12 protein-coding genes are annotated in these 13001 nt (G+C 71.0%); 5 read left to right on the forward strand and 7 right to left on the reverse strand.

The window, feature by feature from the left end:
* Window positions 1-14: 14 nt before the first annotated feature.
* On the reverse strand, window positions 15-1325 hold the full coding sequence (locus tag HNR07_RS32105) for an acyltransferase family protein (protein ID WP_184370190.1): 1311 nt from the start codon (window positions 1323-1325) through the stop codon (window positions 15-17).
* 156 nt (window positions 1326-1481) lie between these two features.
* Between HNR07_RS32105 and HNR07_RS32110 the strand changes: the two genes are divergently transcribed.
* The 4 genes from HNR07_RS32110 to HNR07_RS32125 all read left to right on the forward strand — a co-directional run bounded on the left by HNR07_RS32110 (window position 1482) and on the right by HNR07_RS32125 (window position 5737).
* Window positions 1482-2402, forward strand: a complete 921-nt coding sequence (locus HNR07_RS32110; RefSeq protein WP_184370192.1) for a DUF3068 domain-containing protein — start codon at window positions 1482-1484, stop codon at window positions 2400-2402.
* A 186-nt stretch (window positions 2403-2588) separates the two neighbouring features.
* Window positions 2589-3581, forward strand: coding sequence for a decaprenyl-phosphate phosphoribosyltransferase (locus HNR07_RS32115; protein WP_184370195.1), 993 nt, complete (start codon window positions 2589-2591; stop codon window positions 3579-3581).
* Window positions 3578-4936, forward strand: a complete 1359-nt coding sequence (locus HNR07_RS32120) for an FAD-binding oxidoreductase (RefSeq protein WP_184370197.1) — start codon at window positions 3578-3580, stop codon at window positions 4934-4936. The genes HNR07_RS32115 and HNR07_RS32120 overlap by 4 nt, the downstream gene beginning before the upstream one ends.
* A 48-nt stretch (window positions 4937-4984) precedes the next feature.
* On the forward strand, window positions 4985-5737 hold the full coding sequence (locus tag HNR07_RS32125) for an SDR family NAD(P)-dependent oxidoreductase (RefSeq protein ID WP_184370200.1): 753 nt from the start codon (window positions 4985-4987) through the stop codon (window positions 5735-5737).
* Window positions 5738-5840: 103 nt separating this feature from the next.
* Here the strand turns inward: HNR07_RS32125 and HNR07_RS32130 are convergent, their stop codons facing one another.
* Window positions 5841-7313, reverse strand: coding sequence for a DHA2 family efflux MFS transporter permease subunit (locus HNR07_RS32130; RefSeq protein WP_184370202.1), 1473 nt, complete (start codon window positions 7311-7313; stop codon window positions 5841-5843).
* Between the two features lie 117 nt (window positions 7314-7430).
* Between HNR07_RS32130 and HNR07_RS32135 the strand changes: the two genes are divergently transcribed.
* Window positions 7431-8084, forward strand: a complete 654-nt coding sequence (locus tag HNR07_RS32135; protein ID WP_184370205.1) for a TetR/AcrR family transcriptional regulator — start codon at window positions 7431-7433, stop codon at window positions 8082-8084.
* Between the two features lie 50 nt (window positions 8085-8134).
* Here the strand turns inward: HNR07_RS32135 and HNR07_RS32140 are convergent, their stop codons facing one another.
* From HNR07_RS32140 to HNR07_RS32160, 5 genes are all read right to left on the reverse strand, one after another.
* Window positions 8135-9475: an MFS transporter gene (locus tag HNR07_RS32140; RefSeq protein WP_184373007.1), complete on the reverse strand. Its 1341-nt coding sequence runs from the start codon at window positions 9473-9475 to the stop codon at window positions 8135-8137.
* Between the two features lie 41 nt (window positions 9476-9516).
* Window positions 9517-10593, reverse strand: a complete 1077-nt coding sequence (locus HNR07_RS32145) for an oxygenase MpaB family protein (RefSeq protein ID WP_184370208.1) — start codon at window positions 10591-10593, stop codon at window positions 9517-9519.
* Window positions 10594-10711: 118 nt separating this feature from the next.
* Window positions 10712-11710 carry an oxygenase MpaB family protein gene (locus HNR07_RS32150; RefSeq protein WP_184370211.1) on the reverse strand — a complete coding sequence of 333 codons (999 nt, stop codon included), beginning with the start codon at window positions 11708-11710 and terminating at the stop codon, window positions 10712-10714.
* 285 nt (window positions 11711-11995) lie between these two features.
* On the reverse strand, window positions 11996-12580 hold the full coding sequence (locus tag HNR07_RS32155; RefSeq protein ID WP_184370214.1) for a GTP-binding protein: 585 nt from the start codon (window positions 12578-12580) through the stop codon (window positions 11996-11998).
* Window positions 12561-13001 (reverse strand): DUF742 domain-containing protein, encoded by a 441-nt coding sequence (locus HNR07_RS32160; protein WP_184370216.1) that lies wholly within the window; start codon window positions 12999-13001, stop codon window positions 12561-12563. The genes HNR07_RS32155 and HNR07_RS32160 overlap by 20 nt, the downstream gene beginning before the upstream one ends.

Below are 13001 nucleotides of genomic sequence, written 5' to 3' on the forward strand. Positions count from 1 at the left end.
GGGACCCGCCGCCCTCAGCCCTTCCCCGCGCTGAAGAACCTCCGCGACCACTTCCGGCTGGGTTCCTCCACCAGGTGGTAGGTCAGCTTGCCCAGGATGACGCTGCCGATCAGCACCGGGATGACGTCCAGCCAGAACGAACCGGTGAAGATCTCCTGCCCGGTGAAGTCGCGCCACAGGTACAGGACGATGAACTGCCACAGGAACACGCCGTAGCTGATCGGCGCGAAGTACACCATCACGGGGTGCCGCATCAGCCCGTCCAGCCAGGCGCCGTCGGTCCAGGTGGCGACGGAGCGCAGGCGGCGGCGCGCGCCGTCCGGGGCGGGCGGGGCCAGAGCGACGGGGGCGACGACGAAGAACGCGAAACCGATGCTCGTGGTCGCCTCGACGACGGACACCCACAGGTTGCCGGGCTCGAAGAACCGGCCGCCCGCGGCGGGTGTGGCCTCCAGAACGTAGAACGCGGCGGCGACCAGCCAGCACAGCGCCGGTGAGGTGCCGATGGTGCGGCAGAACCGGCGGACCGGACCGTCGGGGCCGCTCTCCCGCCAGGCCCACTCCGAGAGGGTGGCCAGCGCCATCCCGACCGCGAACATCCCCATGCAGCGCGGCAGCCACGAGTGCATGAGTTCGCGCGGCTCCGGATGGTACTGGGGGACCAGCGCCAGGTAGGACAGCGCCGTGATCACCACCAGTCCGCCGATGATCCTGCGGCCGCGCGCGTCCACCGTCCTTCCGCCCCTGGCCCACAGGCTGAGGAAGACCGCGAACAGCGGGAGCGTGAGGTAGAAGGCGACCTCGACCGACAGGCTCCACATCTGCCCGAGGCCCTCGGGTCCCGGACCGGCCCAGTGCGGGCTGGTGTTGAACGGGAACGTCAGGGTGAGGACCTCTACCCAGTGCCGGACCGAGGTCAGGTGCTCGCCCGCGTACAGCAGCAGGGCGGCCACGGCCACGACCCAGTAGGCCGGGAAGACGCGCATGACGCGGCGCCACAGGTAGGCGCGGGTGTCCGGCCCCCGGGTGCCGTCCAGCGCGGCCCGCGCCCAGGGGCGGTACAGCAGCACACCCGACAGCGCGAAGAACAGCGGTACCGCCAGGGCGGAGGCGCTGAGCAGGGCGCCGACCGGTCCGGGGGCGAGGGCGTCGCCGGTCTCAGTGGACACGTGGACCACCAGGACCATGAGGCAGGCCAGGGCGCGGATCCCGTCGAGGGCGTGGTGCCGTCCGCTCACCTGCGGAAGCAGGCGAGTGGGGTCGACGGCGGGTGTTCGGGTGCTGGCCGAGGCGGGGTCCTCGGGCGCGGCGGGAGTGGGCGCCATGGGGCCTTCCAGGACGGGAGGGAACCGAAACGCGTTCTACTAGAACGTGTTATAAAAATTCAGACACGCCCAGGTGACGTCGTTCACTACTGGGCAGTACTCTACCCGGAACTGAACCTAGTTCCAGATCTGACTCTCATCCGCCCAGGAGGGCACATGCGCCGTACCGTTGCGGTTGTTCTCATCGCGTTGGGGGTCTTCTGTCTCGCCCTGGCACCCATGATGCGTACGTGGGTGTCCAGTTCCCTGATGAAGACTCCGCTCGACTACTACAACCCCACCGTCAACGTCGGAGAGGTCACCTACTTCAACATCGAGGACGTCGAGCTCGTCGAGGACGCCGACGTGGAAGCGCACTCGACCATCCGGGCCGACGTGGCCTCCAGCAGCGACGACGTGGTGGTGTGGGACCAGTTCACCTGGATCAAGGACGCTGACACCGACTTCGGCATCAGCTCCACCAACCGCCGGGCCGGACACGACCGGGTCACCGGGGAACTCGTCGACTGCTGCGACGCCATGATCAACGACCAGTCCGTCACCCAGACCGGGCAGGGCTGGAAGTTCCCCTTCTTCACCGAACAGCGTGACTACGACTTCTTCGAGACCACCGTCCAGGAGAACGTCCCCATGGTGTTCGAGGGCGTCGAGGAGATCGACGGCGTCGAGGCCTACAAGTTCGTCCAGACCGTCGAGCCGACCGCGATCGACGAGCGCGAGCTCCCGCGCGAGGTCGCCGGGCTCGAGGGCGAGGGCGACGTGGTCGGCGACGAGATGTTCTCGATCGTCCGGACCTACTGGGTCGAGCCGGTCAGCGGTTCGCCCATCAACATCAGCGAGGAGCACCACCGTGCCGTCGTCGTTGACGGCGAGGAGGTCCTGACCCTGCTCAGCGGTGAACTCAAGTTCGACGACGCCACCCGCGCCGCCGCCATCGAGAACACCGCGCAGGCTCGCGCGGTCCTGCCGCTGCTGCAAACCACCCTGCCGATCGGAGCGCTGATCGTGGGTGTCGGGCTCATCGGTATCGCGGTCGTCCTGCTGGTCACCGGTCGCCGTCCCGAGCACCACGACTAGAACCACCACCGAGGCCTTCGCCCGCTGTTCGCGGACCGGTCTCCGCGAACGCGAAGCGCCTTCCCCGCACCTTCCCCCATCCACCCCCGAACCCGGAACCCACCCCGTCCGGGCCGCCCGACACCCCCGCGGGCGGCCCGGCCGCACACACGGACACGAACCAGGGCACACACGGAGGGGGTGCGCATGACCCCGATCACGAGCTCCGCCAACGAGACCGAGAACGGGTCCGGGCGGAGCGCCACCGCGGGACCGCGACACCTCCTCCGGGTCGGGGAACTGAGCCGCGCGCTGGTGCGGGCCTGCCGTCCCCGCCAGTGGCTGAAGAACCTGCTGGTGTTCGCCGCCCCCGCCACCGCCGGGGCGTTCGGGGACCCCCGCACCCTGCTGTTGTGCGCCGCCGCCTTCGCGCTGTTCTGCGTCGCCGCCAGTGGCACCTACCTGCTCAACGACGTCCGCGACGTGCACCGTGACCGCGAGCACCCCCGCAAACGACGTCGGCCCGTCGCCTCGGGCGACCTTCCGGTCCCCTTCGCGGTGGTCACGGGCGTGCTGTTCGTGACCACCGCCCCGCTGGCCTCGCTGGCCCTGGGCGACTGGCGGCTGACCCTGCTGTTCGCCGGGTACGTGTTGCTCACCCTGGCGTACACGCACTATCTCAAGGACGTCGTCATCTGCGACCTGGTCGCGGTGGCCTCCTGCCACATGCTCCGGGCGATGGCGGGCGGGTACGCGGCGGGGGTGGAGCTGACCTCGTGGTTCGTCATCGTGGTCGCACTGGCCGCCCTGCTGGTGGTGGTCGGCAAACGCGAGGCCGAGCTCCGGACCGCCAGGCCGGATGGCCCTGCCGAGCCCGGGGCCCCCGCCGGACACTCCGTCTGCCGCACTCGCGCGGCCCTGCACGGGTACACCGTCGGCTACCTCTCGCAGATGCGCGTGATGGCCTCCGGCGCCATGGTCGTCACCTACTGCCTGTGGGCGCTGGATCAGGGCGGCGGTCCGCAGTCGGTGTTCCACGCGGCCAGTATCGTTCCGTTCATCATGTTCGTCCTCCGCTACAACCTGCTCGTGGACCGGGGTGCGGGCGAGGAGCCCGAGGAGATCGCGCTGCGGGACCGCCCGCTCCAGCTCGTCCTCGTCGCCCTCGGCCTCCTGGTCGGACTGGGGATCTACCTGTGAGCCGCCGTACCCTTCTCAGCGGTTGGGGCCGCACCGCCCCCACCGTCGCCCACGTCACGCACCCGCGCTCCGCCGAACAGGTCGCCGAGGCACTGTCCCAGGCCGGACCGCGCGGAGTCCTCGCCCGAGGTCTGGGCCGCTCCTACGGCGACGCCGCCCAGGCCGCGGGCGGGCTCGTGCTCGACTGCACCGAACTCACCGGACGGCCCCGCCTGGACACCGAACGCCAGGAGGTCACCGCGCCCGCCGGGACCAGCATGGAACGGATCATCGCGCACCTGCTGCGCCGCGGACACTTCGTCTCCGTCACGCCCGGGACCAGCCACGTCACCCTGGGCGGGGCGATAGCCGCGGACGTGCACGGCAAGAACCACCACGCGGACTCCTCCATCGGCGCCCACGTGCGCTCCCTGACCCTGATCACCCCCGACGGCCGGACGCGCCGACTCGGCCCGGACCACGGCGACACCGAACTCTTCTGGGCGACCGTCGGCGGGATGGGCCTGACCGGTGTCATCACCGAGGCCACCGTCGGCGTGCACCCGGTGGAGACCGCCTACGCCCGCGTGGACACCGACCGCACCCGCGACCTGGACTCCACCCTGGAGCTCATGGCGCGCACCGACCACGCCTACCGGTACACGGTCTGCTGGGTGGACCTGCTCGCCAAGGGTGCCTCCCTGGGCCGCGGGGTACTGACCCGCGCCCACCACGCCCGGCTCACCGACCTGCCCCTACCGCAGCGCCGCGACCCCCTGCGGCATCGGACCGCAACCTCGATGACGGTTCCGCCCGGAGTACCGTCGGGGATGCTCAACCGGTACACGGTGGGCGCGTTCAACACCGCCTACTACAACGCCGCTCCGCACCGCAGACGTGGCCAGGCCCAGCCGATCGGCGGTTTCCTCCACCCGCTGGACGCGGTGTCCGGATGGAACCGGGTGTACGGGCGCAGCGGGTTCGTGCAGTACCAGTTCGTGGTGCCCCTCGGCGCGGAGGACACCCTGCGGGCGGTGGTGGAGGGGCTCTCCCGTGCTGGGGCGCCCTCGTTCCTGGCCGTGCTCAAACGGATGGGCGAGTCCACCCCGGGGCCGCTGTCCTTCCCGCGCCCGGGTTGGACCCTCGCCCTGGACCTGCCCGCTGACCTGCCCGGCCTGGCGCGGTTGCTGAACGGGTTCGACGAGCGCGTGATCGAGGCGGGCGGTCGCCTCTACCTGGCCAAGGACAGCCGGGCCCGGCCCGAGACCGTGCACGCCATGTATCCCGGACTCGCTGCGTGGCGGGCCACGCGCGCACGTGCGGACCCCGACGGCGTGCTGATCTCCGACCTCGCCCGCCGCCTCGAACTCGCCTGACCCCCGCTGACTCCGTCCCGGACACCTCCAACCCCTAAGGACCCCGCCATGCGTGACTCGCTGGGAAGCGTGCGAACCGTCCTGCTGCTCGGCGGACGCAGCGAGATCGGACTGGCCGTCGCCGAACGGCTGGTGCGTGAGGGCGCCCGCGAGGTGGTGCTCGCCGCCCGGGGCGGGGCGGGCGACGCCCCGAGCGTGTTCAAGGCGCTCGGTGCGACCACCCACTCGCTGGACTTCGACGCCGAGGCCTCCGGCACCCACGCCGCCACGGTGACCGCCGCGGTGGAGCTGGTCGGCGACCTGGACGTGGTGGTGGACGCCTTCGGGGTGCTGGGGGAACAGGCCGAGTACGAGGCCGACCCGCTCGCCGCCGCCCGCGCGGCCGCGGTGAACTACACCGGGCACGTGTCCGTGGGCCTGGCAGTCGCCGCCCGCCTGCGCGAGCAGGGACACGGGGCCCTGGTGGTGCTGTCGTCGGTGGCCGGGGTCCGGGTGCGCCGGGCCAACTTCGTGTACGGCTCGGCCAAGGCCGGGCTGGACGGGTTCGCCCAGGGCCTGGCCGACTCCCTGCACGGCAGCGGGGCCCGGGTCCTGGTGGTCCGGCCGGGCTACGTCGCCACCCAGATGTCCCGGCACGTGGACCCCGCCCCGTTCCCGGCCACCCCCGGCCAGGTGGCCGAGGCGGTCTCCAAGGGCCTGCGCGGTAGAGCGACCACGGTCTGGGCCCCGCGCGTCCTCCAGCCGGTCTTCGCCGGGATGCGCATGCTGCCCCGGCCCCTGTGGCGCCGCCTCGGCCGCTAGCCCCGCCACCCCGTGACGCTTCTTGCCACCAGAAGCGCGGTACCACCGCAAACCGAGGGCGCCGAACCTGCCTCCGGCAGCAAGGTCACGCTGAGGAGCGGGGTCAGTCGAGGTCGGGGCGGGTGCTCGGCAGGAACATCGCGGGGACCACCGCCGCGGCGGTCAGGCCGGTCATCCACCAGAAGGTGGCCTGGAAGGCGGTCTCGGGCTGCGCGTTCCCGGCCAGCAGGGAGGACAGCAGCAGGGCCAGGGCGGCGGTGCCGATGGCGGCACCGAGCCGCTGGGTGACGTTCAGGGCGCTGCTGGCCCGGGGCACCTGGTCCGAGGGCAGCCGCCGGTAGGCGGTGGCCAGCATCGGCACCATCGCCGCGCCCAGCCCCAGACCGCGGACGAACATCGCGCCGGCCAGCAGGGCGGGGGAGGTGTCCGGCCCGGCGAAGGCGAACGGGGCGGTGGCGGCCGCGCCCACCAGGAGGCCGACCACCACCAGGTAGCGCGGTCCCACCCGGTCCGTGACCGAACCCATGAACAGGTTCACCAGCGCCACCCCGGCCGCCATCGGGGCCATCAGCAGCCCGGCGGTCATCGCCGAGGTTCCCTGGATCTGCTGGAAGAAGAGCGGGAGCAGGAACATGCCCGCCCAGATGCAGATCCCGAACACGAACATCAGCAGCGCGCCCAGCCGGAACAGCAGCTCCCGGAACAGACGCAGGTCGATCACCGGTGCCGGGCCCCTGGGGCGCTCGCGCAGCGCGTGCACCACGAAACCGATGATCAGCAGCAGGCCCGCGGCCGCGAACACCAGGGCGTAGGGGGAGTCGCCCAGCACGGACAGGCCGTAGAGGAGGGTGGCGATTCCGGGGGAGAGCAGGAGCAGCCCGACGACGTCGAGCCGTTCGGTGGCCCGCGGGTCGCCCTTGGGTACCCCGCGCACGGCCAGGGCCATGGCGAGCAGGATCATGGGCACCGACACCACGAAGATCCAGCGCCACCCCAGGGTGTCCAGGACCATCCCGCCCAGAACCGGGCCCAGCGCGGGCGCCAGCTGGATGGGCACGCTGATCAGGCCGATCGCCCGGCCCAGGCGCTGCGGCCCGGCGGCCTGTACGAGGATCGTCATGACCAGGGGCAGGACCATGCCGCTGCCCAGACCGGTGACCACGCGGAAGGCGATCAGGCTCTCGATCGACCAGGCCGCGGTGCACAGCAGCGAACCCGCGCCGAACAGCGCGAGCGCGGTCATCCAGGTGGCGCGCTGGCCGAAGCGGTCGATCGCCCAGCCGGTCACCGGGATCACCGACGCGGTGGAGAGCAGGTAGGCGCTGGCCACCCACTGCGCGGTCGAGACGGGGGCGTCCAGGGACCGGGAGAGGTGGTCCACGGCCACGTTGACGATCGTGGTGTCCAGCAGGGCGGCCATGGCGCCGACCAGCAGGACGGCGGCGAGCTTGAGCAGCGGACCGTCGAGCTTGTGTGGTGCGGGGTTCTGCGCCGGCACCGTGGCCGGAGCCGGGGGAAGGGCGGGTTCCAGAGGCCGGGGAGTGGCGGATGGAGAGGTGGGGTCTTGCTTCGCCATAGTAAGTAAACTACACGGTGCAGTTTCCTATGGGAACCGGGTTCTCCCAGGATGACGGGCACGGGATGATGGAACCCGGCAGGGTTCCCGACGACAGAGCGACGGCAGGGCGAATTCATGACCGATACGTGCGGGGACGGGCGTGACCGCAGGTCGGCGGCCAAACGCGAGGCCATCGCGGACGCCGCGCTGCGGGTGTTCCTGAGCGAGGGCTACGCGCGGGCCAGCGTCGACGCGATCGCCGCCGGCGCGGGAGTCTCCAAGCGCACCATCTACAACCACTTCGAGGACAAGCGGGCGCTGTTCCTCACGATCGTCTCCCGGTGCAGCGCCGCCCTGGCCGCGGACCACGCCGCGATCGCCGCCCGCCATTTCGGGGACGCGCGGGACGCCCGGGAGGCGCTGGTGGGGTTCGGGGACGAGTGGCTGTCGCGGAAGGGCCGCCGCGCCGACCACGCGGCCCTGGTCCGGCTGCTGATCGGGGAGGCCGCGCACTTCCCCGACGCCGCGCGGGCGTGGTCGGACAACGGTTCCGAGCTGGTCCTCAAGGATCTGGCCGCGCACCTGCGCACCCTGGCCGACCGGGGACTGCTGGAGATCGGTCCGGGCGCCGAGGAGACCGCCGCCGGGCACTACGTGGCACTGGTGCGCAGTCCGGCCAACGGCCTGACCTTCTTCGGGGCGCTCCCGCTGCCCGACGAGCAGCGTCTCGCGGTGGTCCGTTCCGGGGTGGACGCCTTCCTGCGCATCCACGGCCCGGGCCGGGGCTGAGCAGGAGGGGCGGGGTCCTCACCACGGCCCCGCCCCGCACTCAGCCCAGCTCACTTCCTCGGACCCGCTCCCGGGTCCCGGAGCCGGTAGAACATCAGCGGCACCAGGCAGCACACCATCACCGCGGCGGGCAGCAGAGTGCTCCCGATCAGCATGCCGCGCAGCGCCGTCCCGCTCTGCTGGACGACCTCGCCCGCGCCGGACTCCACGTAGCCGCTCAGGGCCAGGGAGAGCGAGAGCAGGCCGGTGCCCACCGCCTGGGCCATCGCCTCGCCCGACGTCCACACGCCCGACAGCACCCCGCCCTGGCGGCGGCCGGAGCCGTCCTCGGCGGCCATGCAGTCCGCCAGCATGGAGGCGGGCAGCATCATGGTCCCGGACAGGCCCACGCCCACCAGCACCGACGAGAACACCGCGCCGGGTACGCCCCACAGCGGGATGAGCAGCAGCCCCAGGCCGCCGAGCGCGAAGACCGCGGCGGAGCAGGCCGCCGCGCGCTTCTTGTCCACCCGCAGCGAGAGCCACTTCCACAGCGGGGCCGCCGCCATCAGCGGGACCAGTACGCACACCATCAGGATGCTCGTGTACGCGGGCTCGCCCATGATGTTGGCCGTCACGTACGGCACGCCCGCCACCATGGTGCCGCTGGCCACCGCCATCAAGAGGTTGGCCGGGAACAGTACCCGGAAGTGCCGGTGGGCGAAGGCCACCCGCAGCTGGGCGAGCAGCCCTTCGGACCGCGGCCGGAAGGCCGGGCGCGGCGCGCGCCGGGTGCCGACCACCGTCCCCAGCATGGACAGCACCAGCACCGCGCCCATGAACAGCCCCATGAGGCGGTAGCCCGTCACCGGGTCCTCGGGGACGTTCTGGATGACCGGGGCCAGCGCACCGCCCAGCAGCAGGGCCAGGCCCGCGAAGGCGGTCCGCCAGGTGTTGAAGGTGGAGCGCTCGTGGTAGTCGGAGGTGATCTCACCCGGCATCGCCGTGTAGGGCACGACGAACATGGACGAGGCCAGCGCGGCCAGCACGAACAGCGCCGCCACGTAGGCGGCGGCGCCCGCGCCCTGGAGCGGAGGACCGGCGAACACCGCCGCGAACAGCAGGGGGAGGGTGAGCGCCCCGGCCAGCATCCAGGGGCGCCGGGGACCCCAGGAGGACCTCGTCCTATCGGACCAGATACCGATATACGGACTGACCAGAAGGTCGATCAGCTTGGGGAGGAAGATCACCGCACCGGCCAGGGCGGGGCTCACCGCCAGGGTGTCGGTCAGGTAGATCAGGAGCAGCAGGCCGGGGACCGTGTTGAAGACCCCCAGGGCTACCGCGCCGGTGCCGTACCAGGCGTGCACCGAACGGGGGAGCGGCCGGGGGCCCGCTTCGGAGCCGGGCACACGAGGGGCCCCGTCCTCGGACGGGGCCCGGTGGGTCGTGGTCACGCGCGCTCGTCCACGGGGGTCTTGCCGGTCTCGGCCGTCCCGGCCTCAGCAGACCCGGCGTCGGCGGGACAGGACCCGGCCGGAGCCTTCTCGGCCGCCTCGGCCTCGGTGGGCCCAGTGCCGACGGGGCAGGACTCCGCGGCGGCCTCGGCGGGTCGGTCGCCCTCCTTGCCGTACAGCTCCTCGTGGGCCACCGGGTCCACGTTGTGCTGGACCGGGCAGGTCGCGGGGAACGTGCCGAGCTGATCCACGTCGTACCCCTTGGGGTAGCTGCGGATGTTCGGGTTCATGTCCGCCCACAGCGGCTCCTCGCGCGGCTTCATCCGCCGTACGACCTTGGCGCGCAGCTTCAGCGCGATGTCCGCGGACTTGCGCATCGCCTTGCTCGGCGGGTCGTACCGGAAGGTCGTGATCAGCGACTCGTCCAGGATCGCCATCGAGAACTTGCGGGCCAGCCCGGCCACGCGCGGCGGGTAGAACGTCACCATGAGGTCGAGGGTGGCGTCGGAGACCCTGCGGCCGCCCTCGGTGTAGGCGAAGTGGTCGCGCTCGTAGTTGTCGAGCAGCTCGCGGAAGCCCTCGTAGGTCTCGGGGATGTCCTTGATCCCCATGTACTTGCCGAGCTTGCGGTAGTAGTGCGTGATCGCGCTGATCTCGTGGTCGCTCAGCTTGCGCCAGCCGTAGCCGTAGTCGTTGAGCCAGCGCACCGGCATGATCACGAAGGTGCTGAGCACGTACCGGTAGTCGTCGTTGCTGATGTCGTAGGACCGGTGCATCTGGTTCATCCGGCGCAGGGAGTCACGGCCCTTACCCGGCTCGAAGCCGTGCCGGATCATGTTGCCCAGGATGAGCGCGGTGTCGTCGTAGCGCTTCTGGGTCTTGCCGGTGAACTGGTCGGTGTCGCCCAGCAGCTCGCCGATGGAGGGGACGGCGTAGGTGCGGTACAGCGCGATGCCCAGGGCCCGGCCCATGTCCCATGGGAATTCGTGGGAGTTGAGGATCTGCATGATCCGCACGCAGTCCGCCTCGGCGTCCAGGCGGTGGATCTCGTCGCGCCAGTCGAAGCGCTTCATTCGCGGTTCCTTCAGGGGAAGTGGGGATGGTGAACAACGGGGGATTCGGGGGGCAGGGTTCGGCGGGGGCTCCGGTGCGGGGTGCGGGGTCGGGACGCGGGCTCAGTTCTCGCTCGGCTCAGTTCTCGCTCGGCTCGGTTCCGGCCGACTCTGTCCCAGCCGGCCCTGTGCCGACGGAACCGGGGGCGACGGCCTGCCCCGGGGCGGGAACCCTGGCGCCGGTCCCGGGGACGCCCCGGGTACGCAGGTCGTGCGGGACCGGGCAGCCCTGCGGGAAGGTACCGATGCGGTCCGGAGCGTAACCGTCCGGGTAGCTGCGGATGTTGGGGCTCATCCGGGCCCAGCGCGGCTCCTCGCGCGGCTTCATCCGCCGTACGACCTTGGCGCGCAGCTTCAGCGCCGCATCACCCGACTTGCGCCAGAACGCCGAGGGCTCCGGGTACTTGAAGGCCTTGATCAGCGGGTCGTCCAGCAGCCCCTGGGTGAAGGGGCGCACGAGGGGGCGCTGCCAGGCCGGGTAGAAGCCGACCATCAGTTCGAGGGTGGCGTCGGAGACGGCGCGGCCGCCCTCGGAGTAGGCGAAGTGCTCGGCCTCGTAGGAGTCCATGAGCTCGCGGAACTCCTCGTAGGTCTCGGGGATGTCCTTGATCCCCATGTGCTGGCCGAGCTTGCGGTAGTAGTTGGTGCTGGCCGCGATCTCGTGGTCGCTCAGTTCGCGCCAGCCGTAGCCGTAGTCGTTGAGCCAGCGCACCGGCATGACCACGAAGGTGCTGAGCACGTACCGGTAGTCGTCGTTGCTGATGTCGTAGGACCGGTGCATCTGGTTCATCCGGCGCAGCGCGTCGCGCCCGCGGCCGGGACCGAAGCCGTGCTCCAGGATGTCGTTCAGGATGAGCGCGGTGTCGTCGTAGCGGTGCTGGGTGCGCTCGGTGAACTCGAGGGTGTGCCCGAGCAGCTCGCCGATGGAGGGGACGGCGTAGGTGCGGTACAGCGCGAGCCCCAGGGCCTGCTCGATGTCCCAGGGGAATTCGTGCGTGCCCAGGATCTGGACGATCCGCTCGCAGTCGGCCTCGGCGTCAAGGCTGTGGATCCTGTCGCGCCACTCGAAACGCCTCATCTGAACTCCACCTCGTCCGGGCCCGCCCGAGACGGGTCCATGGTCGTCGGTACCGCGAAACGCCCGCCGGGAAGACGTTTCACCGCCTGGCACTTTACCTGGACGCTTCGTGTGTACAGCTGATGGAGGGGCGCTGTCCTGCCCCGGGCACCGAACCGTGTCCGGAATGTTCCCAAAAAACACGGAAAGGCGGGCGAGGAGAGGCTCCGGAACCCTCCTCACCCGCCCATGCCCGCACACCTGCGCGGTGACACGTTCCGCCGAGCGGTGACGCCTTCCGCGTTCCTACGCGGTCACGCGCTCCGCGACCCGGTTCACCAGGGTCAGCAGCACCTGCTTGGCGGACTCGCGTTGGCGTGCGTCGCACAGCGCCACCGGGATGTCGGGGCTCAGGCTCAGAGCCTCACGCACCTCGTCCGCCTCGTACTGGTGGGCGCCCTCGAAGCAGTTCACCGCGACCACGAACGGCACCCCGCGCCGCTCGAAGAAGTCCACCGCGGCGAAGCAGGTCTCCAGGCGTCGGGTGTCGGCGATCACGATCGCGCCCAGGGCGCCCTCGGACAGCTCCTCCCACATGAACCAGAAGCGCTCCTGCCCGGGCGTGCCGAACAGGTACAGCACCAGGCTCTCGCTGATGGTGATGCGGCCGAAGTCCAGCGCCACGGTCGTGGTGGTCTTGGACTCCACGCCGGACAGGTCGTCGACCCCGTAGCTGGCCTCGGTCATCACCTCCTCGGTGCTCAGCGGGGCGATCTCGCTCACCGCGCCGACCAGAGTGGTCTTGCCTGCGCCGAAACCACCGGCCACCAGGATCTTCAGTGCCGAGGGGACGGGGGCCTCGGGGCCCGGTTCAGAGTCTCTGGATGCCATCGAGAACCGCCTGGAGTACGTCCCGGCTGACCGGGCTCTTTGCTGTGTAGGGGGCGCGGGCCAGGGCCAGGCCGCGGTTGAGCAGGTCGCTGAGCAGGACCTTGACGACGGCGACCGGGATGTCCAGGTGGGCGGACACCTCAGCCACCGACTGGGGGCGGCGGCACAGTTCCAGGATGCGGAGCTGCTCCGGTTCGAGCGCCATCTCGTCGACCTCGGCGCGCTTGGCCGCGATCACCACACTGATCATGTCCAGCTGGATGGCGTCGGCGTGGTCGCGGCCCTGCGCGATCACGTACGGCCGGACCAGCGGTCCCGCCTCCTCGGCTCCCGGGGCGTCGTCGCCGTAGCCGCCGATCGCGTCGCGATGCGGCAGGCCGTGCGACGGTATGCCCGGATCGAACTCGTTGTGCGCTTGCAT

The organism is Nocardiopsis metallicus (assembly GCF_014201115.1).
Lineage (GTDB): Bacteria > Actinomycetota > Actinomycetes > Streptosporangiales > Streptosporangiaceae > Nocardiopsis > Nocardiopsis metallicus.

Coding starts and splice junctions, on each gene's coding strand:
- HNR07_RS32105 (WP_184370190.1), bottom strand. CDS start 1,325: ATGGCGCCCACTCCCGCCGCGCCCGAGGACCCCGCCTCGGCCAGCACC.
- HNR07_RS32110 (WP_184370192.1), top strand. CDS start 1,482: ATGCGCCGTACCGTTGCGGTTGTTCTCATCGCGTTGGGGGTCTTCTGT.
- HNR07_RS32115 (WP_184370195.1), top strand. CDS start 2,589: ATGACCCCGATCACGAGCTCCGCCAACGAGACCGAGAACGGGTCCGGG.
- HNR07_RS32125 (WP_184370200.1), top strand. CDS start 4,985: ATGCGTGACTCGCTGGGAAGCGTGCGAACCGTCCTGCTGCTCGGCGGA.
- HNR07_RS32130 (WP_184370202.1), bottom strand. CDS start 7,313: ATGGCGAAGCAAGACCCCACCTCTCCATCCGCCACTCCCCGGCCTCTG.
- HNR07_RS32135 (WP_184370205.1), top strand. CDS start 7,431: ATGACCGATACGTGCGGGGACGGGCGTGACCGCAGGTCGGCGGCCAAA.
- HNR07_RS32145 (WP_184370208.1), bottom strand. CDS start 10,593: ATGAAGCGCTTCGACTGGCGCGACGAGATCCACCGCCTGGACGCCGAG.
- HNR07_RS32150 (WP_184370211.1), bottom strand. CDS start 11,710: ATGAGGCGTTTCGAGTGGCGCGACAGGATCCACAGCCTTGACGCCGAG.
- HNR07_RS32155 (WP_184370214.1), bottom strand. CDS start 12,580: ATGGCATCCAGAGACTCTGAACCGGGCCCCGAGGCCCCCGTCCCCTCG.
- HNR07_RS32160 (WP_184370216.1), bottom strand. CDS start 13,001: ATGCAAGCGCACAACGAGTTCGATCCGGGCATACCGTCGCACGGCCTG.